Origin of the sequence: Rugamonas apoptosis (assembly GCF_014042355.1) — a bacterium.
In the GTDB taxonomy this organism is placed as follows: domain Bacteria; phylum Pseudomonadota; class Gammaproteobacteria; order Burkholderiales; family Burkholderiaceae_D; genus Rugamonas; species Rugamonas apoptosis.
In genome coordinates, this window is sequence record NZ_JACEZU010000001.1 from 693,208 (window position 1) to 715,754 (window position 22,547).

The 22,547-nt window shown below is 64.2% G+C and carries 20 protein-coding genes; 15 read left to right on the forward strand and 5 right to left on the reverse strand.

The features are described 5' to 3' along the window. Nucleotides 1-19 precede the first annotated feature (19 nt). Together hemE and H3H39_RS03125 are read left to right on the forward strand one after the other, a co-directional pair. A complete protein-coding gene (hemE, locus tag H3H39_RS03120) occupies nucleotides 20-1,099 on the forward strand; it encodes a uroporphyrinogen decarboxylase (RefSeq protein WP_182151775.1) in 1,080 nt (359 codons plus the stop codon). 798 nt (nucleotides 1,100-1,897) lie between these two features. Then, nucleotides 1,898-3,922: a primosomal protein N' gene (locus H3H39_RS03125; protein ID WP_182151776.1), complete on the forward strand. Its 2,025-nt coding sequence runs from the start codon at nucleotides 1,898-1,900 to the stop codon at nucleotides 3,920-3,922. A gap of 104 nt (nucleotides 3,923-4,026) precedes the next feature. On the opposite strand, the gene H3H39_RS03130 is transcribed toward H3H39_RS03125, so the two are convergent. Continuing rightward, complete coding sequence (locus H3H39_RS03130; RefSeq protein WP_182151777.1) at nucleotides 4,027-4,923, reverse strand: ArgP/LysG family DNA-binding transcriptional regulator; 897 nt, start codon at nucleotides 4,921-4,923, stop codon at nucleotides 4,027-4,029. Nucleotides 4,924-5,098: 175 nt separating this feature from the next. Here H3H39_RS03130 and H3H39_RS03135 point away from each other — a divergent pair, with 175 nt between their 5' ends. Both H3H39_RS03135 and H3H39_RS03140 read left to right on the forward strand, forming a co-directional pair. Next, the gene (locus H3H39_RS03135) at nucleotides 5,099-6,541 is read left to right on the forward strand and encodes a dihydrolipoyl dehydrogenase (RefSeq protein WP_182151964.1); all 1,443 of its coding nucleotides are present in this window, start codon (nucleotides 5,099-5,101) and stop codon (nucleotides 6,539-6,541) included. Between the two features lie 214 nt (nucleotides 6,542-6,755). Continuing rightward, on the forward strand, nucleotides 6,756-7,898 hold the full coding sequence (locus H3H39_RS03140) for an HD-GYP domain-containing protein (RefSeq protein ID WP_311196838.1): 1,143 nt from the start codon (nucleotides 6,756-6,758) through the stop codon (nucleotides 7,896-7,898). 10 nt (nucleotides 7,899-7,908) lie between these two features. Here the strand turns inward: H3H39_RS03140 and H3H39_RS03145 are convergent, their stop codons facing one another. After that, nucleotides 7,909-8,391 (reverse strand): SRPBCC family protein, encoded by a 483-nt coding sequence (locus H3H39_RS03145; RefSeq protein WP_182151778.1) that lies wholly within the window; start codon nucleotides 8,389-8,391, stop codon nucleotides 7,909-7,911. A gap of 142 nt (nucleotides 8,392-8,533) precedes the next feature. Here H3H39_RS03145 and H3H39_RS03150 point away from each other — a divergent pair, with 142 nt between their 5' ends. The 3 genes from H3H39_RS03150 to H3H39_RS03160 all read left to right on the forward strand — a co-directional run bounded on the left by H3H39_RS03150 (nucleotide 8,534) and on the right by H3H39_RS03160 (nucleotide 11,456). After that, nucleotides 8,534-10,594 carry a UvrD-helicase domain-containing protein gene (locus H3H39_RS03150; protein ID WP_182151779.1) on the forward strand — a complete coding sequence of 687 codons (2,061 nt, stop codon included), beginning with the start codon at nucleotides 8,534-8,536 and terminating at the stop codon, nucleotides 10,592-10,594. 146 nt (nucleotides 10,595-10,740) lie between these two features. Then, complete coding sequence (locus tag H3H39_RS03155; protein WP_182151780.1) at nucleotides 10,741-11,205, forward strand: cache domain-containing protein; 465 nt, start codon at nucleotides 10,741-10,743, stop codon at nucleotides 11,203-11,205. Nucleotides 11,206-11,234: 29 nt separating this feature from the next. Beyond that, the gene (locus H3H39_RS03160; protein WP_182151781.1) at nucleotides 11,235-11,456 is read left to right on the forward strand and encodes a SlyX family protein; all 222 of its coding nucleotides are present in this window, start codon (nucleotides 11,235-11,237) and stop codon (nucleotides 11,454-11,456) included. A gap of 53 nt (nucleotides 11,457-11,509) precedes the next feature. Here H3H39_RS03160 and H3H39_RS03165 read toward each other — a convergent pair whose 3' ends face one another. Beyond that, entirely contained in the window at nucleotides 11,510-13,741 is a 2,232-nt protein-coding gene (locus H3H39_RS03165; protein ID WP_182151782.1) for an NADP-dependent isocitrate dehydrogenase, read from the reverse strand. A gap of 263 nt (nucleotides 13,742-14,004) precedes the next feature. Here H3H39_RS03165 and H3H39_RS03170 point away from each other — a divergent pair, with 263 nt between their 5' ends. The 4 genes from H3H39_RS03170 (at nucleotide 14,005) to H3H39_RS03185 (ending at nucleotide 15,824) form a co-directional block, all read left to right on the forward strand. Further along, entirely contained in the window at nucleotides 14,005-14,385 is a 381-nt protein-coding gene (locus tag H3H39_RS03170) for a VOC family protein (RefSeq protein WP_182151783.1), read from the forward strand. A 93-nt stretch (nucleotides 14,386-14,478) separates the two neighbouring features. Then, nucleotides 14,479-14,715 (forward strand): type II toxin-antitoxin system Phd/YefM family antitoxin, encoded by a 237-nt coding sequence (locus H3H39_RS03175; RefSeq protein ID WP_182151784.1) that lies wholly within the window; start codon nucleotides 14,479-14,481, stop codon nucleotides 14,713-14,715. Continuing rightward, the gene (locus tag H3H39_RS03180; protein WP_255462315.1) at nucleotides 14,715-15,140 is read left to right on the forward strand and encodes a type II toxin-antitoxin system VapC family toxin; all 426 of its coding nucleotides are present in this window, start codon (nucleotides 14,715-14,717) and stop codon (nucleotides 15,138-15,140) included. Before H3H39_RS03175 ends, H3H39_RS03180 begins: the two co-directional genes overlap by 1 nt. A 108-nt stretch (nucleotides 15,141-15,248) precedes the next feature. Continuing rightward, a complete protein-coding gene (locus tag H3H39_RS03185) occupies nucleotides 15,249-15,824 on the forward strand; it encodes a TMEM175 family protein (RefSeq protein ID WP_182151786.1) in 576 nt (191 codons plus the stop codon). A gap of 10 nt (nucleotides 15,825-15,834) precedes the next feature. Here the strand turns inward: H3H39_RS03185 and H3H39_RS03190 are convergent, their stop codons facing one another. Further along, nucleotides 15,835-16,200, reverse strand: coding sequence for an MmcQ/YjbR family DNA-binding protein (locus H3H39_RS03190; protein WP_182151966.1), 366 nt, complete (start codon nucleotides 16,198-16,200; stop codon nucleotides 15,835-15,837). 357 nt (nucleotides 16,201-16,557) lie between these two features. Between H3H39_RS03190 and H3H39_RS03195 the strand changes: the two genes are divergently transcribed. The 3 genes from H3H39_RS03195 (at nucleotide 16,558) to H3H39_RS03205 (ending at nucleotide 19,375) form a co-directional block, all read left to right on the forward strand. After that, nucleotides 16,558-18,720 (forward strand): M3 family metallopeptidase, encoded by a 2,163-nt coding sequence (locus H3H39_RS03195; protein WP_182151787.1) that lies wholly within the window; start codon nucleotides 16,558-16,560, stop codon nucleotides 18,718-18,720. Between the two features lie 147 nt (nucleotides 18,721-18,867). Further along, on the forward strand, nucleotides 18,868-19,080 hold the full coding sequence (locus H3H39_RS03200; protein ID WP_182151967.1) for a VF530 family protein: 213 nt from the start codon (nucleotides 18,868-18,870) through the stop codon (nucleotides 19,078-19,080). Between the two features lie 13 nt (nucleotides 19,081-19,093). Further along, the gene (locus tag H3H39_RS03205; RefSeq protein WP_182151788.1) at nucleotides 19,094-19,375 is read left to right on the forward strand and encodes a DUF4404 family protein; all 282 of its coding nucleotides are present in this window, start codon (nucleotides 19,094-19,096) and stop codon (nucleotides 19,373-19,375) included. 112 nt (nucleotides 19,376-19,487) lie between these two features. Here H3H39_RS03205 and H3H39_RS03210 read toward each other — a convergent pair whose 3' ends face one another. Beyond that, entirely contained in the window at nucleotides 19,488-20,000 is a 513-nt protein-coding gene (locus H3H39_RS03210) for a DUF1269 domain-containing protein (protein WP_182151789.1), read from the reverse strand. A gap of 215 nt (nucleotides 20,001-20,215) precedes the next feature. On the opposite strand from H3H39_RS03210, the gene H3H39_RS03215 reads away from it, so the two are divergent. Continuing rightward, nucleotides 20,216-22,537: a YgiQ family radical SAM protein gene (locus H3H39_RS03215; protein WP_182151790.1), complete on the forward strand. Its 2,322-nt coding sequence runs from the start codon at nucleotides 20,216-20,218 to the stop codon at nucleotides 22,535-22,537. Nucleotides 22,538-22,547: the final 10 nt, after the last annotated feature.

The window sequence follows — 22,547 nt, forward strand, 5'->3', positions numbered from 1 at the left end:
CCGCCATCGATTGCCTTTCATGCCACAATTCGCCCCGCTCCAGAACGACACCTTCTTGCGCGCGTTGCTGCGCCAGCCCACCGACTACACGCCCGTGTGGCTGATGCGCCAGGCCGGGCGATATTTGCCGGAATACCGCGCCACGCGCCAGAAGGCCGGCTCCTTCATGGGCCTGGCCACCAATCCCGATTACGCCACCGAGGTGACAATCCAGCCGCTGGACCGCTTCCCGCTGGACGCGGCCATTCTGTTCTCCGACATCCTGACCGTGCCTGACGCGATGGGCCTGGGCCTGTACTTCGTCGAAGGCGAAGGGCCGAAGTTCCAGCGTCCCCTGAAGACGGAAGCGGACGTGCTGGCCCTGCGCACCCCGGAACCGGGTTCGCTGGACTACGTGTTCAAGGCCGTGACCCAGATCCGCACTGAACTCAATGGCCGCGTGCCGCTGATCGGCTTTTCCGGCAGCCCGTGGACGCTGGCCTGCTACATGGTGGAAGGCCAGGGTTCGCGCGAGTTCCACACCATCAAGAAGATGCTGTACAACCGTCCGGACCTGATGCACCACGTGCTGGCCACCAACGCCAAGGCCGTGGCCGAGTATCTGAACGCCCAGATCGACGCGGGCGCCCAGGCCGTGATGATCTTCGATTCCTGGGGCGGCGCGCTGGCCGATGGCGCCTACCAGGAATTCTCGCTGGCTTACATGCAGCAGGTGGTGTCCCAGCTCAAACGTGAAAAGGATGGCGTACGCATTCCCGCCATCGTGTTCACCAAGGGCGGTGGCCAGTGGATCGAGGAGATCGCCGGCGTCGGCGCCGACGCCGTGGGCCTGGACTGGACCGTCAACCTGCGCCAGGCGCGCGCCCTGGTGGGCGACAAGGTGGCCCTGCAAGGCAACCTGGACCCGGCCATCCTGTTCGCCAGCCCGGACCAGATCCGCGCCGAAGTGCACAAGGTGCTGGACGCGTTCGGCAAGCCGGGCGCCAACAGCGGCCACGTGTTCAACCTGGGCCACGGCATTTCCCAGTTCACCGACCCGGAACACGTGGCGGCCATGGTGGAAGCCGTCCACAGCCACAGCCGCGCCCTGCGCGCCTGACCTCGTTTCAAGCCAAAGGGGCCGTTTCCACGGAAACGCGCCCTTTTTTCATGCTGTCTTCGTTCGTCCGATACCGACTTATACACAATTTTATTTGCTGCTGAAATAACAGGCAGTGCGTTTTTCCCTACTGGGAGCGGTGTTCTAAGTAATTGATTATGATAGGTTTATTTTTGTCTCCCCAGAGGCAAGATTAGCGTTAGGTAAACCTTATCCCAGCGGTGAAACAGGCTTGTACGGCCATTGTCCACAAAGTTATCCACTAAAACTGTGGATAAAAAAGAAAAGACCTTAGTAAACCGCTACTTAGCCGTTTTCCTGGCACACAGCTTCAAGTCCATGTTGCGCTGCATCAAACCAAGGTAATGTTTTTGTCGTGATAACGGCCTTGTTTCGATCCAAACGTTGTTGTTGCAGTATGTGTAGAATGCGCTGCGCTTTATCGTTGGATGTAAAGGGATGCTGCTCTGCGGCAAACGTGATCTACGTGGCATCCGGTGCAAAAAAGTGCTTGATTTCGGGCCGAAAAGTCCACCAAATACTTCACTTATACACAGCGGCGCGGAACTGGCGCGATTTTTTCCTCCCCTAGGGAGTATTTTCCAAGTTATTGATTTATAAGGGAATTAATTTTGGCTTTTTGCACGGTTTATGACACTGGCAAGGCGAAAGTCGTCGGTTTCCGTGAATTAATTTTCCCTTGTCCACAAAGTTATCCACAAAAACTGTGGATAGTTTCCAGCCGCGCAAAATGGGCGCCATCGTCGGGGAAAAACACTTGAATTGTGCGGCCACATCATGACCACCCCCTGCATCCTGCGGATTGTGCTGGATACGCCACTGAACGCCGTGTTCGATTACCGCTGGACTTGCGATCCTGCAAATCCACCGCGGATCGGCCAACTGGCGCTGGTGCCGTTCGCCCGGCGCGAAGTGATGGGCTTGATCGTGGACATCGCCGACCGGACCGAGGTGCCGGAAGCCAAGCTCAAGGATGTACTGGCCGTGCGCAGCCAATTGTCGCCGCTGTCGCCGCAGTGGCTGGCGCTGGCCGGCTTCGCGGCCGATTACTACCAGCGCCCGCTCGGTGAAGTGGCGCTGCCCGGCCTGCCCAAGAATCTGCGGGTGCTGACCACGGTGGCGCTGGACCGGGCGCTGAAAAAGCTGGCCAAGCATGACACCCCGCACGACGGCACGCCGCTCGCCATGCCCCGCCTCAACCCGGCTCAGCAGGAAGCGGCGGACGCCATCGGCGGCGCCCAGGGCTACGCGCCCACCCTGCTGTACGGCGTGACGGGCAGCGGCAAGACGGAAGTGTATCTGCAAGCCTGCGCCCAGGTACTGGCGCGCGAGCCCGAGGGCCAGATATTGATCCTGGTGCCGGAGATTAACCTCACGCCCCAGCTGGAAGGCAACATCCGCGCGCGCTTCCCCGGCGTGATGCTGGCCACGTTGCACAGCAGCCTGTCCGAAGGCGAGCGCATGCTGCACTGGCTGGCCGCGCACCAGGGCAAGGCCCGCATCGTGCTGGGCACGCGGCTGGCCATCCTGGCCTCGCTGCCGCAACTGAAATTGATCGTGATCGACGAGGAGCACGACCCGTCCTACAAGCAGCAGGAAGGCTTGCGCTATTCGGCGCGCGACCTGGCCGTGTGGCGCGCCTGGCAGCTGGGCATCCCCATCGTGCTCGGTTCGGCCACGCCATCGCTGGAGAGCTGGCACCACGCCCGGTGCGGCCGCTACCGCAAGCTGGAACTGCGCGAGCGGGCCGTGCAGAACGCCACCCTGCCTGAAGTGAAGCTGCTCGACATGGAGCGCGACAAGCCCAAGGATGGCCTGACGTCGCAGCTGGTGGACGCGCTGCGCCTGCGCATGGAGCGCGGCGAACAGTCGTTGCTGTTCCTGAACCGGCGCGGCTACGCGCCCGTGATCTGCTGCGAGTCCTGCGGCTGGATCAGCGACTGCAAGCGCTGCACCTCGTTCATGGTGCTGCACAAGCCCGAGCACCGCTTGCGCTGCCACCACTGCAGCCTGGAGCTGCGCATCCCGCGCCACTGCCCCACTTGCGGCAACGTGGACTTGCAGCCGCTGGGCCGGGGTACGCAGCGGGTGGAGGAGGGCTTGCAGCAGTTGTTCCCGGAAGCGCGCATCCTGCGTATCGACGCCGATTCCACCCGCAGGAAGGGCAGCGCGCAGGAGGCGTTCGACACCGTGCACCGGGGCGAGGTCGATATCCTGATCGGCACCCAGATGGTGGCCAAGGGGCACGACTTCAAAAAGCTGACCCTGGTCGGCATCCTCAATCCGGATACGGCCCTGTTCTCGCAGGACTACCGGGCCAGCGAGCGCCTGTTCGCGCAACTGATGCAGGTGGCCGGGCGCGCGGGGCGGGCCGGCCGCACGGAAGGGGGCAGCGCCAGCGAGGTGCTGATCCAGACCCGCTATCCCCAGCATCCGTTGTACGGGGCCGTGGTCAACCATGATTACGACCATTTCGCCACCGCTCTGCTGGAGGAGCGCGAGCAGGCGGCGCTGCCGCCCTATCTGTTCCAGGCCTTGTTGCGGGCGGAGGCGCCGGAACTGGCCACGGCCATCGAATTCCTGCAGACGGCGCGCGACTGCGTGGAGCATGGCGGCATCACCATCAACGACCCCATCCCCATGAGCATGACGCGGGTACACAACGTGGACCGGGCCCAATTGCTGGTGGAATCGCCCTCGCGGCCAGCCCTGCAGGCTTTCCTCAAGCACTGGATGGCCACCTTGCGCGACCTGAAAAGCCGCGTCAAATGGTCGCTGGAAGTGGATCCGCTCGATATTTGAAGTGGCCGCCGTCCAAATAATTCGGGACGTAACACAATTTCCAAGCGCCGAAATTGTGTTACGTCCCGAATTCTAAATTGTGTTACGTCCCGAATTCTTTCAGGCTATGGTTGCAGCAGATAACGCCGCGCCGTCGTCACCACCTGTTCGGACAGGGCGCGCGTGAAGGGCGTGTCCAGGTTCCAGGCGTGCCAGGCCAGCGCCACGTCCACGTATTGTCCCGGCGCCAGGTCCACCAGCCTGTCCTGCGCCAGCGCCGGCCGCGCCTGCGGCAACGGCAGCAAGCCATACGCCAGGCCGCCGTGGATGCATTCGCTGTAGGCCGGCGACAGCGGCATGGTGTGGTGCGGATACGCCCCTTGCACCTGCACGGCGCCCGCCAGGTAGCGCGCCATCAGCTCGCCATCGCTGACCACGGCCGGCGCCAGCGCCACCGCCTCGGCGGAGAAGCCATCACCGAACCAGTGGCCGGCGAACACGGGCGTGGCCACGCACACATAGCGCATCAGACCCAGTGCCGTGACGTTGGGGCCGTTGGGCGGGTCGGCGCCGGGATCGGCGCTGGCCGCCACGCAGCCGAACACGCTGCCCTCATGCACCAGGTGCAGCGCCAGTTGCGGCGCCGCCGCCTGCACGTTTAACTGGCAGCGCGGTGGCGACAGCAACGGTTGCAGGCTCAAGGGGAACCAGGTGGCCAGGCTGGCCGCGTCCACCGCCAGCGCGATTTCCGGCATGCTGACCGGGTTGCCCAGGTCGATGTCGAGCGCCGCTTCCATCAGCTTGACGTTGCGGTGGTGGGAAACCAGCCGTTGCCCCAGTCCGGTGGGCACGGCCGGCTGGCCGCGCACGATCAGCAGGCGGCCGCTGGCGTCTTCCAGGGCCTTGATGCGCTGCGACACGGCCGACTGGCTGATGCCCAGGGCCAGTGCGGCTTTTTCAAAACTGCCCTGGCTGGCGACAGCGTCGAGTACGGCCAGGGCACGGTAGTCCAGGTTTCCCATAAGCTGCACTTATAAAAGTTCGGAACGATAAGTAATACTAATGCGGTTTTGCCGCAAAGTAAAACTGAAAGTCGATCCAACCGCGCTCCGCGCAACGGTGCGCGCCTTCCCTGTGCGGTAACGCAAACCAGCGTAACATCGGCCCATGCCGGCCTGCCGCCGGGGGGAGCACATGATGCGGATCATCGAAACGGACGTGGCCGTGATCGGGGCCGGCACGGCCGGCCTGGGCGCCTACCGGGCCGCCCGCGCGGCCGGCAGCCGGGCCGTGCTGATCGAAGGCGGACCCTACGGCACCACCTGCGCGCGCGTCGGTTGCATGCCCAGCAAGCTGCTGATCGCGGCGGCCGAAGCGGCCCACGCCGTGGCGGCCGCGCCCGCGTTCGGGGTGCATGCGGGCGCCGTACGGGTCGACGGCGCGGCCGTCATGGCCCGCGTGCGAGGTGAACGCGACCGCTTTGTCCGCTTCGTGCTCGACACGGTGGACCAGATTCCCGCCGCCGACAAGTTGCGCGGCCATGCCCGGTTTGTGGCGCGCGACTGCTTGCAAGTGGACCAGCACACGGAAGTGCAGGCGGCCCGGATCGTGATCGCCACCGGCTCCCGCCCCATCCTGCCGCCGGCCTGGCTGGCTGCCGGCCCCGGCGTGACCGGCAGCGACGCCGTGTTCGACTGGACCGCGCTGCCCGCCTCGGTGGCCGTGATCGGTACCGGCATCATCGGCCTGGAGCTGGGCCAGGCCCTGCACCGCTTGGGCGTGCGGGTGGCCCTGTACGCGCGCGGCGACAGCATGGCCCAGCTGGGCGACCCGGCCGTGCGCCTGGCCGCCGCGCAAGCGCTGGCGCGCGAACTCGATATCCGCTTCCACACGGCCGTCAAGGCGATCGCGGCCGATGGCCCGCAATTGCTGCTGCGCAGCCGCGACGACGCAGGCCGCTTGCACGAGGAGCGCTACGATCACGTGCTGTGCGCCATCGGCCGCCAGCCCAATGTACACCAGCTGGGGCTGGAAACGACGGGCCTGACGCTGGACCGCCATGGTATCCCGCTGTATGACAAACAGACCATGCAGTGCGGCGCCAGCGCCATCTTCATCGCCGGCGACGCCAACGACGAACGGCCGCTGCTGCCGGAAGCGGTCGACCAGGGCAAGATCGCCGGCCACAACGCGGCCCGCTATCCGCAGGTGGCGCCGGGCCTGCGGCGCACGCCGCTGGCGGTGGCTTTCAGCGAACCGCAGATCGCCACGGCCGGCGCCAGCTACCGCACGCTGTGCCAGACCCATGCGGGCAATTTCGCCATCGGCCAGGTGCGTTTCGAGGACCAGGGACGCAGCCGCGTCATGCTGCAAAACCAGGGCTTGCTGCACGTGTACGGGGAGCACGGCAGCGGCCGCTTCCTGGGCGCGGAAATGGTAGGGCCGCGGGCCGAACACCTGGCTCACCTGCTGGCCTGGGCATGCCAGGCGGGACTGACGGTGGCGGCCATGCTGGACATGCCGTTCTACCATCCTGTGGTGGAGGAAGGGGTGCGCACCGCCTTGCGCGACCTGGCCCGCCAATTGGAAGAGGGGCCGGCGAGGGGAGCGGAAGGCGTGCCTTGCTGCCCCGGCGAGTGAGTGGGCGCGGGTGGCGGCGTGGCCGTCGATTTGATTGTAGTTTGGAAATCAATGATGCGTTAAAGCAAAAATACAACAGTCTGTCCCACTTTTCCCGCCCCTACGCCGGAATCTCTACGGCAGGCCCCGGCAAACCCGTTATGCTGCTGTCCAGTGGTTTTTTACCAACAGGCGATGACGGTGCGCCAGCCAGCTTGGCCGCGCGGGGGAATGAGTGGGGATTAACAGAGTCAGCCGGGCGGACCTGAAGCTGGGGATGCTGGTGCCGTGGGATGTGTACGCCAGCAATGGCATGCTGCTGGTGCGCAAGGGGCACTTGATCGCCAACGCCAACCAGATCGACTACCTGGTCGAACGCGGCTCCTATGAGGATCACGGCGACGCCAAGGCGCCGGCACCGGCGCCCGCGACCCAGTCCGTGCTGCGCAAGCTCAACACGGCCTGCCTGGAATTGCAGCAGGCGCTGGAACTGGTGGCGGCCCGGCTGGCGCCGCAAGATACGGTGCGCCGGCTGGAGGAAGTGGCGCTGCTGGTGACGCAGGCCGTGGACCTGAGCGCCGACGTGGCCGTGGCCAGCATCCTGCACAACCAGCAGGCGGCGCCGTACGCGGTGCGCCACAGCGTGGACACGGCCGTGCTGGCCCAGTTGGCCGCGCGCGCGTTGCGCCACGATGCGCGCGCTATTTTCACCACCACGCTGGCGGCGCTGACCATGAACGTGGGCATGCAGGAACAGTCGTTGCGCCTGCACGAGAGCAAGGAAAAACTGAGCCCGCAAGACCTGGAACGGATGCGCCAGCATCCGCAGCGCGGCGCGGCCCTGCTGCGCCACGCGGGCGTCAGCGACCCGGAATGGCTGGCCTGCGTGCTGCATCACCACGAGAACGAGGATGGCAGCGGCTATCCGGGTGGCAAGGACGGGGCCGAGATTCCCGTCGGCGCCAAGCTGATCGCGCTGGCCGACCGCTATTGCGCACGGGTGGTCAGCCGCCATTATTTGCAACCGTTGCTGCCCAACGCGGCCCTGCGCGACATCCTGCTGGAAGGGCGCAGCGTGCTGGACGGGCAACTGGCGGCCGTGATGATCCGTGAGCTGGGCATTTATCCCGTGGGCACCTGGGTCAAGCTGCTGAACGGGGAGGTGGGCGTGGTGTCGCGCAAGGGTTTGCGTTCGACCACGCCGCATGTGGAATCAGTGATCGGCCCGCGCGGCGCGCCGCTCAATGTATTCCTGCAACGCGATACGCGCGGCGAGCTGCACGCCATCCGCGACGTGCTGGCGCCGGAGCAGGTACTGGCGCTGGGGGGCCAGCCGTTGCGGATGGAGCAGGTGTGGGGGCGGCTGGCCCGCCCCTGATGGCGCCGGGTTAGTTGAGAACCGCATCCAGGCGGCCGTTGGCGGCCAAATCGCGCAGCACGCGGATGGTGTCGATGTCCGACTCCTGGTAGGCCGAGCGGCGGAATTCGTCGTACATGGCGTTGGCCGCGTCGGTGGCCGCGTCGTGCGCGTCCTCATATTCGAAGCGGACAAAGAGTACGTGGGCTTCGGGCCGTTCGATGGTCATCGTCAGGCTGGAGGCGGCGATGTCCTGCTGCGGCGCCACGTCGTAGCGGATCTGGTGCATGGGCGTGAGCAGCACCTGGTCCTCGATCACCAGTTCGCCGTAGCGCAGGCGGCGGCGGAACGTGTGCTCGCCGCGTTCGACGATCACGCATTCGTCCAGGTGGGGCACGAACAGCTTGGGCGACTCGGCGCGCAGCACCAGGCCGCGCCACAGCTGGTCCACGCTGAGGGGATCGATCAGCGGATTGAGTGGATCGTTAATTTCAATTAAGTGTTCGAATTTCATAGTGCGGCCATTTTAAAGTCGGGCGCGCGGTGCGCCACTACCCGAGCATGGTAACGCAAATGGCCACGGCCTTCATGCGCCGCGTCAGGTGCGCGTAGGGCTGCTACAATGGCCGGCTCACCTCAGCCTGTCTGCCATTCCGATGTCCAAAGCACCACAATTCGGCCTCAACGTCCCGCAAAGCGCCGCCGTCACCTATCTCGACGGTCCGTGCCTGGTGCTGGCCGGCGCCGGTTCCGGCAAGACGCGGGTGATCACGCAAAAGATCGCCCACCTGATCGAGGACCGCGGCTACGATCCGCGCACCATCGCCGCGCTCACTTTCACCAACAAGGCGGCGCTGGAGATGCAGGAGCGCATTGCCAAGCTGCTCAAGCAGCCGCGCCAGGCCAAGCAGCTCACCGTGTCCACCTTCCACTCGCTGGGCGTGAAGATCTTGCGCCAGGAAGCGAACGGCGTGGGCTTGAAGGACCGCTTTTCCATCATGGACAGCGACGATTGCGCCTCGCTGGTGCAGGACTTGGCCATCACCACGGACAAGCAGCTGATCCGCCGCATCCAGACCGACATCTCGCTGTGGAAGAACGGCCTGGTCGATCCCGAGGTGGCGCTGGAAAAGGCCAAGGACGAGGACGAGGCGCAGTCGGCCCGCATCTACCGTAGCTACGTGGCCACCTTGTCGGCCTACCAGGCGGTCGATTTCGACGATCTGATCCGCCTGCCGGTGGAACTGTTCCGCAACAACGAGCCGATCCGCGACAAGTGGCAGCGCCGCCTGCGCTATCTGCTGATGGACGAGTACCAGGACACCAACACCTGCCAGTACGAGCTGGTCAAGCTGCTGGTGACGGGTATCGGCAAGAAGCCCATGTTCACGGCCGTGGGCGACGACGACCAGGCCATTTACGCCTGGCGCGGCGCGTCGGTGGAGAACCTGAAGACCTTGCAGACCGACTTCCCCAACCTGGAAGTGATCAAGCTGGAGCAAAATTACCGCTCCACCACCCGCATCCTGCAGGCGGCCAACGCCGTGATCGGCAACAATCCCAAGCTGTTCGAGAAATCGCTGTGGTCCGAGCACGGGCTGGGCGAGCCGATCAAGGTGCTGGGCATGGCCAATGACGACCAGGAAGCGGAGCAGGTGGCCATCATGATTTCGGCCGACCGTTTCGAGCGCAAGAACAAGTGGTCCGACTATGCCATCCTGTACCGGGGCAACCACCAGGCCCGCGTGATCGAGCAGGCGCTGCGCAAGGAACGCATCCCGTACACGATTTCGGGTGGCCAGAGCTTCTTCGACAAGGCCGAGATCAAGGACATCATCAGCTATTTGCGCCTGCTGGCCAACACGGACGACGACCCGGCCTTCATCCGCGCCGTCACCACGCCGCGCCGCGGCGTGGGCCAGTCCACGCTGGAAGTGCTGGGCACCTTCTCGGGCCAGTGGCAGTGCTCGCTGTTCGAGGCTGTGTTCAAGGGCGGCATCGAAGGCAAGCTCAACGAACGCCAGCTCAAGCCGCTGCGCGACTTCTGCAACTTCATCAACAACCTGGAAGCGCGCGCCAGCCGCCCCGGCCCGTCCGGCAGCGGCGACAACGCGGCCCAGGTGCTGGACGACCTGCTGGAAGCGATCAACTACGAATCCTATCTGTACGACATGTTCGAGGAGCGCGCGGCCCAGGGCAAATGGCAGAACGTGCTGGAATTCACCAACTGGCTCAAGGACCGTGGCCGTGGCGGCAAGGACCGCGACGGCGAGGAAAAGAACGTGCTGGAACTGACCCAGATGGTGGCGCTGATGTCCATGCTGGAAGGCCAGGACGAGGACCCGGACGCGGTGCGCATGTCCACCCTGCACGCCTCGAAGGGGCTGGAATATCCGCACGTGTTCCTGGTCGGTTGCGAGGAGGGCATCCTGCCCCACAAGGGCGACGCCGACGCGCCGGCCGAGAGCATCGCCGCCCGCGTGCAGGAGGAGCGGCGGCTGATGTACGTGGGCATCACGCGGGCCCAGCGCACCTTGCAGATCACCTGGTGCAAGAAGCGCAAGCGGGCCGGCGAGCAAGTCCATTGCGACCCGTCGCGCTTCATCAAGGAAATGGAGCTGGACGTGGGCACGGCCGCGCCCACCGAGTCTGAAGTGCTCACGCCCAAGGAAAGGCTGGCGCGCATGAAGGAATTGCTGGCCACCCCCAAGACTTGATTTGACAGGGGCTGGCGGCGTTTTCACCCCGTTTTGTCCAGTGCAAAAAATCGTCCACCTTGATTTGACGGTGGTGCTAGCATCTGATCATGCCAATCAGCATACAAATTCGTATGCCGATTCGGCATTCACCGTTGGAGGCGAGCATGTCACTACGCTGGAAATTCGGGGCGCCAGGAATACTGGTGCTGGCTGGTCTGCTGGGGCAGGTGCAGGCAGCCGAATTGGCCACCAAGCCGGAAGCGGAGGCCATGGTGCGCAAGGGCTTGCTCTACCTGAAGGCCAATGGCCGGGACAAGACCTATACTGAAATCAACAAGCATGAGGGCCAGTTCGTCGACCGCGACCTCTACCTGGTGGTCTACGGCATGGATGGCGTGGTGCGCGCCCATGGCGCCAACGCCAAGATGATCGGCAAGAACCTGATGGCGATTAAGGACGTCGACGGCAAGGCCTTCATCAAGGAACGGGTCGAGCTGGCCAAGAAAAAAGCGCCATTCTGGCAGGATTACAAGTTCACCAACCCCGTCAGCGGCAAGATCGAACCGAAGTCCATGTACTGCGTGCCGGAGGACGATCTGATCGTGTGCGGCGGGATCTACCTGAAGTAGGCGCGGCGGGCGGTAGAATGCATGCTTTCATGCAGGAGTTTGCCGTGAGTACCGAAGACCGTTTCATCGATATCGAAATCAAACTGGCGCACCAGGAACACCTGGTGGAGGCGCTGAATCAGCGCGTGTACGAGCAGCAACAGCAGATCGACAAGCTGGAACTGCTGTGCGCCACGCTGGCCCAGCGCGTGCGTGAACAGCCGCAGGGCGGCGGGGGCGGCATGCCCCATGAACGTCCACCCCACTACTGATCGCGCGGTGCGGTGCTTCCCCAGCCGCAGGCATGGGGAAGCCGCACCTTACATCACACCGCGTCCAATGCCGCGTTGAAGCTGGCGCTCGGACGCATGGCGGCCGAGGTCTTCTCCGCGTCGGGCGCGTAGTAGCCGCCGATATCGACCGGCTTGCCCTGCACCGCGGCCAGTTCCTCGACAATCTTTGCCTCGTTCGCTGCCAGTGCTTGCGCCAGCGGCGCGAAGTGGGTTTGCAGTTCCTTGTCTTCCGTCTGCGCGGCCAGGGCCTGGGCCCAGTACAGCGACAGGTAGAAGTGGCTGCCGCGATTGTCCAGCTCGCCGGTGCGTGGCGATGGCGACTTGTTGTTGTCGAGCAGCTTGCCGGTGGCTTCGTCCAGCGTCTTGGCCACGATCTTGGCCTTGGCGTTGCCGGTCTTGATGCCCAGCTCTTCCAGCGACACGGCCAGCGCCAGGAACTCGCCCAGCGAATCCCAGCGCAGGTGGTTTTCTTCCACCAGCTGTTTCACGTGCTTCGGTGCCGAACCGCCGGCGCCCGTCTCGTACATGCCGCCGCCAGCCATCAGCGGCACGATCGACAGCATCTTGGCGCTGGTGCCCAGTTCCATGATGGGGAACAGGTCGGTCAGGTAGTCGCGCAGGATGTTGCCGGTCACCGAGATGGTGTCCAGGCCGCGCATGGCGCGTTCCAGCGTGTAGCGCATGGCGCGCGTTTGCGACATGATCTCGATGTCCAGGCCGGTGGTGTCGTGATCCTTCAGGTAGACCTGGACCTTCTTGATCAGTTCGTTCTCATGCGGACGGTAGGAATCGAGCCAGAACACGGCTGGCATGCCCGAGTTGCGGGCGCGGGTGACGGCCAGCTTGACCCAGTCGCGGATCGGCGCGTCCTTGACCTGGCACATGCGCCAGATGTCGCCTTCTTCCACGTTCTGGGTCAGCAGCACTTCGCCGGTGGCCAGGTCGGTGATGTTGGCCACGCCCGCTTCCGGCACTTCGAAGGTCTTGTCGTGCGAACCGTATTCCTCGGCTTGCTGCGCCATCAGGCCCACGTTGGGCACGGTGCCCATGGTGCGTGGATCGAAGTTGCCATGCCATTTGCAGAAGTTGATCATCTCCTGGTAGATGCGGGCGAAGGTCGATTCCGGCATCACGGCCTTGACGTCTTTCGGACGGCCGTCGGCGCCCCACATTTTGCCGCCCAGGCGGATCATGGCTGGCATCGACGCGTCGACGATGATGTCGTTGGGCGAATGGAAGTTGGTGATGCCCTTGGCCGAATCGACCATCGCCAGTTCAGGACGGTTGGCGTGGCAGGCGTGCAGGTCCTTGAGCACTTCTTCCTTGAGCGAGGCGGGCAGCGTCTCGATCTTGTCATACAGGTTGACCATGCCGTTGTTGACGTTCACGCCCAGTTGCTCGAACAGCTTGGCGTGCTTGGCGAACGCGTCCTTGTAGAAGATACGGACGCAGTGGCCGAACACGATCGGGTGCGACACCTTCATCATGGTCGCTTTCACGTGCAGCGAGAACATCACGCCCGTCTTGCGCGCGTCTTCCAGTTCGCGTTCGTAGAATTCCAGCAGCGCTTTTTTGCTCATGAACATGCTGTCGATGACTTCACCGGCCAGCAGCGAGACTTTTGGTTTCAGCACGATGGTCTTGCCGGAAGCGGTCAGCAGTTCCATCTTGACGTCGCGCGCGCGGTCCAGCGTCATCGACTTTTCGCCGTGGTAGAAGTCGCCATGGTGCATGTGCGACACGTGGGTTTGCGACGCCTGGCTCCATTCGCCCATCGAGTGGGGATGCTTGCGCGCGAATTCCTTCACGGCCTTGGGCGCGCGGCGGTCCGAGTTGCCTTCGCGCAGCACAGGGTTGACGGCGCTGCCGATGCACTTGCCATAGCGGGCCTTGAGCGCCTTGTCGGCGTCCGTCTTCGGATCTTCCGGATAGTCGGGCAGCGGGTAGCCACGGCCTTGCAGCTCGCGTACGCACGCCATCAGCTGGGCCACGGAGGCGCTGATATTGGGCAATTTGATGATGTTGGTGTCGGCCTTTTGCGTCAGTTCAGCCAGTTCGGCCAGCGCGTTCGGCACTTTTTGGGCGTCGCTCAGGTACTCCGAGAATTCCGCCAGCACCCGTGCCGCGACCGAGATGTCGCTCGTGACGACGTCGACGCCGGCCGGGGCCGTGAATTTCTTAATGATAGGCAGCAGGGAATAGGTTGCCAGCAGCGGTGCTTCGTCCGTCAGCGTGTAAATGACTTTTGGTTTCTGTGTTGCCATATTAATTCCCTCGTAGATGGTAGGTACCCGCTGCCTGACATCGTGTTTCAGGCACGGACTTTTCGGGCGTCGCGCGGGGCGGCGGTGGGGTTTCCACGGCCCAAATGCGTATTTTAGACCTCCGCCTCTAGTTCGCGTAAGTCTTGTGATCATGATGACCCACCGCCAGTGTGGAAATACGGTACGCGGCGGCGCGGCGCCAGGGGGGAACGGCGCGCCGGATGGGTTACACTGGCCGCTCACTTCATTAACCGGGAGACAAGATGTTCAGCCATATCATGGTCGGCGCCAACGATGTTGATAAGTCGAAACAATTTTACGATGCGATATTGGGCGTGCTGGGCGTGCCGCCGGGCAAGTTCGACGACAAGGGCCGGGTGTTCTACGTGACCAAGACCGGCGTGTTCGGCATCGGCAAGCCGATCAACGGCGAAGCGGCCTGCCACGGCAACGGCGCCACCATCGGCTTCGCGGCGGAAACCCCCGAGCTGGCCGAGCGCTGGCACGCGGCCGGCCTGGCCCATGGCGGCGTGGCCTGCGAAGATCCGCCGGGCGTGCGGGCCAACGCCCATGGCGCGCTGTACCTGGCGTATCTGCGCGATCCGTCGGGCAACAAGATTTGCGCGTTGAAGCGCATGGGGTAATGGCCGGTTTGCCAGACCAGCATCCGTTCCCGCCCCCTGCCGACCCCTTGCGTGCTATGATCAAATGACCATCCAGATAGTCATGAGGTTCTCATGCACACGTTTTCTTTGGCTGAGGCGAAAGCACAGCTGAGCAAGCTGATCGAGTTGGTGGAAGGCGGTGAACAGGTGACGATCACCAAACGCGGCAAGGCGGTCGTCAAGCTCGTGAAGAGCGATCCACCGCGGCCGCCTGTCCCAAGCCTGGCCGAACACCGGGCCGGCATTCAATATCAGGGTGAGCCGGCAGCTGAATTCATCCGCAAATTGCGCGATTCGGCTCGCTTCTGATGCGGTATATCGATACCAGCGTCTTGATGGCTTTCCTGCTGCCGGAAACCGGCAGTCAACGCGCTGAAAGTTTGATGACCAGTCCGGGTGATGTCCTGGCGTTTAGCAGTTGGACGGAAGTGGAATTGTTGTCCGCCTTGGGCGTACAGGTCCGGCGCAAGCTCATCACCCGGAGTGGGGCACGCAAGGCGGTCGACGCTTTTGCCAGCCTGGTAGCGCCCGCCCTGGTCAGGCTTGCGGTCGATGATAACGACCATCGCATGGCGGCGCATATGCTGGATGGATGGCAGACCGGTCTGCGCGCGGGCGACGCGCTGCATTTGGCGCTGGTCCGGGCATACCAAGCGGAATTGTGGACCTTCGATCGGACCATGGCGAAGGCCGCCTCGCATTTCGGCCTTCGAAGCCGGCTGATGTCCGGCTAACAGGCCGGTCAATCGGGGGGGCATCGGTCCTGCACCAATAAGAGATGAGTCCACCGTGAATTGAACTGGCGGCGCCGTTGTGGCTGCCAATTTCCAGGAAATAGGAACATGGGTAAAGGCAGACTGGAAGCGTTCAGCGATGGCGTGATCGCCATCATCATCACCATCATGGTGCTGGAATTGAAGGTGCCGCACGGGAGCGACCTGGCGGCGCTGCTGCCGTTGCTGCCCGTGCTGCTCAGCTATGTGCTCAGCTTCATCTACGTGGGCATCTACTGGAACAACCACCACCACATGCTGCACGCCTCGTCCGTGGTCGATGGCTGCGTGCTGTGGGCCAATCTGCATCTGTTGTTCTGGCTGTCGCTGATCCCGTTCGCCACCGGCTGGATGGGCGAGAACCACTTCGCGCCCGTGCCGGTGGCGTTCTATGGCGGCATGCTGTTCATGTCGGCCGTGGCCTACCAGGTCCTGGAGCGGGCCCTGATTTCCCGCAATCCCCATAATCCGACGCTGGCGCAGGCCGTCGGCAAGGACCGCAAGGGCCTCATTTCCCCCGTGCTGTACCTGCTGGCCATTCCGCTGTCCTTCCTGCACGTGTGGGCCGCGTTCGCCATGTACGTGCTGGTGGCCGTGATGTGGTTCGTGCCGGACCGGCGCATCGAGGCACACCTGAAGTCGTGAAAACCCGGCCTTATTGCGCGTCCGCCGTCAACGCCCGTTGCTGCGCCTTGCTCAGCGAACGGAACGCCTTGTCGTAAGACCAGGCCACCAGTTCGGTCAGATAATCGGCCGGGAAACGGCGCACGTCCACCACCGTGACCCAATGAAAGCGGCCCATGTAGCGGGCCGGTTTCACACCCGGCATGCCCGTCAATTCCAGGAAACGGTCCGGCGTCACGCGGAAACTGAAGCGCCAGCGTTCCGGTTCGCTCGTCTTGAAGTAGGCGAAGGTCTTGTCGCCCACCTTGTAGACCAGGATGTTGCTGGGCGCCCCGTGCAGCGTGGCCACTGCGGCAGGATAGTGTTGGCAATGGTCTTTTAGCTGCTCGGTATTCATCGTGGTCAACAGTATGGTGCGTTCAGGGGGGCGCCAGCGCCGGGGGGGGGGGGGGGGGGGGGGGTTTTTTTTTTTTTAAATTAAGAAGTGCAGCCCCCCCCCCCCCCCCCCCCCCCCCCCCCCCCCCCCCCCCCCCCCCCCCCCCCCCCCCCCCCCCCCCCCCCCCCCCCCCCCCCCCCCCCCCCCCCCCCCATTGTCTTATTGTAAATGAACTCGTGCGCTTCCACTGCCGCCACGCTTGTGTGCGCTGCAACATTGCTTTCTGGTGAAAGTTGAATGTCTCCCTGCTATCATCTGCCGCTCCCATGCTGCGCTACCCGCGTCAGCATTCCTTGGCGTCCTTTGAAAGATGAAAACATGCCCCGTCCTCAGATGCTCGTACTCGTGGCCAGCCTCGGCCTTGCCATGACCCAGTTCGCCCATGCCGCGCCGGCCGCGCCGGCCACCGCCGCCGATGCCTCCCAAGCCGCCGCGCTGGCTGGCAACCCGTTCCTCAAGCCGAGCACGCTGCCGTTCGGCTACCCGGCCTTCGACAAGATCAAGGACGGGCATTTCGCGCCCGCCTTCGCCGAAGGCATGCGGGTGCAACTGGCGGAAATCGACGCCATCGCCAACAACGCCAAGCCGGCCACGTTCGACAACACCATCGTCGCCATGGAGCGTACCGGCCGCTTGCTGGACCGGGTCCAGACCACCTTCCAGAACCTGCAGGGCGCCAACACCAATGACGCGCTGGACGCCATCGACCGCGACATGTCGCCCAAGCTGGCCGCCCATGGCGACGCCATCTTCCTGAACGCCAAGCTGTTCGCCCGTGTGGACCAGCTGTACGCCAAGCGCGACAAGCTGCACCTGAACGCGGAAGCGAAGCACTTGCTGGAACGCTATCACACCGACTTCGTGCGCGCCGGCGCCAAGCTGTCGCCCGCCGACAAGGAAAAACTGAAAGCCATCAACGCCGACATCGCCACCCTGCAGACGGCGTTCACCCAGAACGTGCTGAAGGAAGCCAACGCTGCCGCGCTGGTGGTGGACAGCCGCGCCGAACTGGCCGGTATGACGGACGCGGCCATCGAAACGGCGGCCGCCGCCGCCAAGGCCAAAGGCCTGGACGGCAAGTTCCTGATCGCCATCACCAACACTTCCGGCCAGGCGCCGCTGGCCGTGCTGAGCAACCGCGCCGTGCGCGAACGCCTGATGGCCGCTTCGCTGGCACGCGGCAGCCATGGCGGCGAGTTCGACGGCCGCGACATCGTGCTCAAGATCGCCAAGGCCCGCGCCGACAAGGCCGCGCTGCTCGGCTACGCCAACTTCGCCGCCTATGCGCTGGCAGACCAGACCGCCAAGACCACCAACGCCGTCAACACGCTGCTGGGCGAGCTGGCCAAGCCGGCCGTCAACAACGCGCGCAAGGAAGCGGCCGACCTGCAAACGCTGGCCAATGCCGAAGGCGCCAATTTCCAGGTGGGCGCGGCTGACTGGGCCTACTACACGGACAAGCTGCGCGCCCAGCGTTTCTCGTTCGACGAGAACCAGCTCAAGCCTTACTTTGAACTCAACAACGTGCTGACCAAGGGCGTGTTCTACGCGGCCGGCAAGCTGTACGGCCTGTCGTTCAAGGAGCGCAAGGACCTGCCCGTGTACAACCCGGACGTGCGCGTGTTCGACGTGTTCGACGCCAACGGCAAACGACTGGCCATCTTCATCGCCGACATGTACGCCCGCAGCAACAAGCAGGGCGGCGCATGGATGAACGAGTACGTGTCGCAATCGAAACTGCTGGGCACCCATCCGGTGGTGGCCAACCACCTCAACATTCCCAAGCCGACGGCCGGCGAGCCGACGCTGCTGACCTACGATGAAGTGAAGACGGCCTTCCACGAGTTCGGCCACGCACTGCACGGCATGTTCTCCAACGTGACCTATCCGCGCTTCTCCGGCACCCACGTGCCCAGCGATTTCGTGGAATATCCGTCGCAAGTGAACGAAATGTGGGCCGTGTGGCCGGAAGTGCTGGCCAACTACGCCACCCACTACAAGAGCGGCGCGGCCATGCCCAAGGAGTTGCTGGACAAGGTGATCGGGTCCAAGAAATTCAACCAGGGCTACACGACGACGGAATACCTGGCCGCCGCGCTGCTGGACCAGCGCTGGCACCAGCTGGCCCCGGCCCAGATTCCGACCGACGTGCTGGGCTTTGAAGCGACGGCGTTGAAGGACATGGGTGTGGACTTCGCGCCGGTGCCGCCGCGCTACCGCACCACCTACTTCTCGCACAGCTTCTCGGGCGGCTACTCGGCCGGCTACTACGCCTACCTGTGGAGCGAGAAGCTGGATGCCGATTCCGTGTTGTGGTTCAAGGAAAACGGCGGCCTGCTGCGCAAGAACGGCGACTGGTTCCGCAAGACCCTGCTGTCGCGCGGCGGTACGGATGACGCGTTGCAGCTGTTCCGCGACTTCCGCGGCCGCGACGCCATTATCGCCCCGCTGCTGGACCGTCGCGGCTTGAACGGACAGTAAGCGCGGTGCCGGCGGGGCCGGCGCTACAATGGAGGGCCAGCCGCGTCACTGATGCGGCTGGCCCTGTTTCCATGTGCCGGCGCAAGCGGGACGCAGGAAACAGCGCCCGCCACCCTGAATATGCGTAAGATAGTCACCATGAGTACCATGAACAAACCCAGCCTGGACGGCGTCACCCTGGAAGCGATCGTCACCCGCCTGCAAGCCCATTACGGATGGGAACAGCTGGCCGTGCGGATTGACATCAATTGCTTCATCAGCGACCCTAGCATCAAGTCGAGCCTGAAATTCCTGCGCCGCACTCCCTGGGCCAGGAAGCAGGTGGAAGACCTGTACCTGGCCACCACCTTTACCCATTGACCGGACACTGAATATGGACAGCAACCTGAAAGCATCGCTCACTTCCCTGCACCACCGCCTGGCCTCGGCCGGCCCGGTGGATGAGGAATTGCTGGAACTGCTGCAGCAGCTCGATGGCGATATCAAGGCCCTCATGGAACGGGCGCCAGCCCAGCGCGCGGCCGATGCCGGCACCACCACCTACGGCCTGGCTGAACGCACGCAGGAATTGTCGGCCAAGTTCGCCGCCAAGCATCCGCAGCTGGAACCGGCCCTGCGCGAATTGGGCAACATCCTGTCCAGCATGGGCATCTGAGCGGGCCCGCCACGCAGCGCCGCCCATCAGCCCATAAGAAAGCCGGCCCCCGCGTACGCGTTGGGCCGGCCGGGAATCAGGACCCGGGACCGGTAGTCCCGGGCAGCCAGCGTTACGGAAACGCCAGCATCGGCGGTTCGCTACCGCCAAAGCTGATTTCGGGATGGCGCTTGGCGATCATGTCTTCGATTTCATCCACGCGCCGCACCGGCACGTCCACGATCAACAGCACCTGCCCTTGTTCGATGCGGCTGGCAAACTGCTTGAGCCGCGTGTTCGGAATGGCGGCCGCGTTCATGCCGGAAGCCCAGCCCCCGAACAGCGCTCCGCCCAGCGCCACCAGCAGGATGGCGGCCGTGCGCACGCTGTAGCCGTCCAGCGGGAACAGGGTCAGGAACACCCCCGCCGCCAGGCCCACCACGCCGCCGATGATGATGCCCAGCTGGGCGCCATGCACCACGTCCGTTTTCTGCAGGATGCTCACGTCCGGCATGTCGGCCGGCAAGGACCCCTCGCGGGCCATGAAACGCATGTGGCCGATCTCGATGCGGGCCAGCAGCAATTCGTCAAGCACGGCGCGGGCGCCGGGCACATCGGGCAGCATGAAATAGAGACGGCGTCGCATGATGTTCTCCTGCCTGGTTGGAGTAAGTTGCCTGTTTCCGTTATAGCAAAGATGACCGCTAAAGCAATGGGACTCTGACATGACTTGTCGCATCGCCATGTTTGCAAGCTCATCCACAAGTGATTGAATAATAAAAGAATTCCTGAAATGAATTGCCCAAAAAACGGGCAGTTGGTACGCGGCATCATGGTATTTCCGGTACAATGTCGTCCGATATGAGCTCCCCTACCCATTTATTTGCGACCGTCCCCAAGCGGTCTGCGCGTGCTGCGGCCGCGCCTTTCCTTCCCATGTCCCGCGCCGAAATGGACGCGCTGGGCTGGGATGCGTGCGACGTCATCCTGATCACGGGCGACGCCTACATCGACCACCCCAGCTTCGGCATGGCCCTGGTGGGCCGGCTGCTGGAGGCGCAAGGCTACCGGGTCGGTATCATCAGCCAGCCGGACTGGCTGTCGGCCGACGCCTTCCGCGTGCTGGGCCAGCCACGGCTGTTCTTCGGCATCACGGCCGGCAATATGGATTCCATGGTCAACCGCTACACGGCCGACCGCAAGATCCGCTCCGAGGATGCCTACACGGCCAACGCGGAGCCGAACAAGCGGCCCGACCGCGCCGTCACCGTGTACGCCCAGCGCGCCCGCGAAGCCTATCCCGGTACGGCGATCGTGGTCGGCTCGATCGAGGCGTCGCTGCGCCGCATCGCCCACTTCGATTACTGGTCGGACAAGGTGCGCCGTTCCGTGCTGGCCGATTCCAAGGCCGACCTGCTGATCTTCGGCAACGCCGAGCGGGCGCTGGTGGACCTGACCCACCGCCTGGCCGCCGGCGAGGACATCAAGACCATCCGCGACCTGCGCGGCACCGCCTTCATGGTGCCGCCCGGCTGGTTGCCGGGGCCGGACTGGGGTGTGCAAAACTCCACCCGCGTCGACGTGCCAGGCAAGGTCGATCCCATCCCCGATCCGTATGCGATGGCGAAAGAGGACAAGACGGCCTGCGCCACGGAAAACGCGGGCGCCGCGCCTGAGGTGCTCAAGCCGATCCGCATCATGAGCCGCGAGGAGCGGCTGGCCATGGCCAAGGAGCAGCACAACAAGACCGTGGTGCGGCTGCCGTCCTACGAGACGGTGAGTACCGACCCGGTGATGTACGCCCACGCTTCGCGCGTGTTCCACCTGGAATCGAATCCCGGCAACGCGCGCGCCATGGTGCAGGCGCACGGCGAGCGCGACGTGTGGCTCAATCCGCCCCCGCTGCCACTGCAGATGGATGAGATGGACGGCGTGTACGACATGAACTACGCGCGCGGCCCCCACCCCAGCTACGGCAACGCCCATATCCCGGCCTGGGAGATGATCCGCTTTTCCATCAACATCATGCGCGGCTGCTTCGGCGGCTGCACCTTCTGCTCGATCACCGAGCACGAGGGCCGCATCATCCAGAGCCGTTCCGAGCCCTCCATCCTGCGCGAGATCGAGCATGTGCGCGACAAGACCAAGGGCTTCACCGGCACCATTTCCGACCTGGGCGGGCCGACCGCCAATATGTACCGCCTGTCGTGCCGCAGCAAGGAGATCGAGACCACCTGCCGCCGGCTGTCGTGCGTCTATCCATCCATCTGCGTCAACCTGGGCACCGACCACAGCAAGCTGATCTCGCTGTACCGCAAGGCGCGCGCCATCCCCGGCGTGAAGAAGATCCTGATCAGTTCCGGCCTGCGCTACGACCTGGCCGTGCGCTCGCCCGAGTACGTCAAGGAACTGGTGACCCACCACGTGGGGGGGTTACTGAAGATCGCGCCCGAGCACACGGAAACCAACACGCTGTCGAAGATGATGAAGCCGGGCATCGGCGCCTACGACGAGTTCAAGGAAATGTTCGACCGTTTCTCGCTGGAGGCGGGCAAGAAGCAGTACCTGATCCCGTATTTCATCGCGGCCCACCCCGGCACGACGGACGAGGACATGCTGAACCTGGCCCTGTGGCTGAAGAAGAACAATTTCCGCCTCGACCAGGTGCAGACCTTCATGCCCACGCCGATGGCCATGGCCACCACCATGTACCACACGCGCAAGAACCCGCTGCACAAGGTGACGGCCGACTCGGAAGTGGTGGAGACGGCCCGCAGCGGCAAGATCCGGCGCATCCACAAGGCCTTCCTGCGCTACCAGGACCCGGACAACTGGGCCTTGCTGCGCGAGGCGCTGATCGCCATGGGGCGGGCCGACCTGATCGGTAACGGCGACAAGCACCTGATCCCGGCCTGGTCGCCGGGCGAGGAAGGCGGCAAGGCGCTGGCGGCCGAGCAGCGCCGCGCGTCGCCGCCGCCCGCGCCCAAGGCAGGACCCGCCGCGGCCGCGGCCCGCGGCGTCCGCGCCAACGCACTGACGGGCTCGCTGACGGCGCGCGCCGCCATCGAGACCAAGGCCCGGCCCTCCATTCTCGACACCATCAAGGTCAAGAAACCGGCCGCCGCCCCGGCCAAGGGCGGCAAACCGGCGCGTGCCGCCGCGCCGGCCCGCGGCCGCAAGTAGCGCGCGGCGG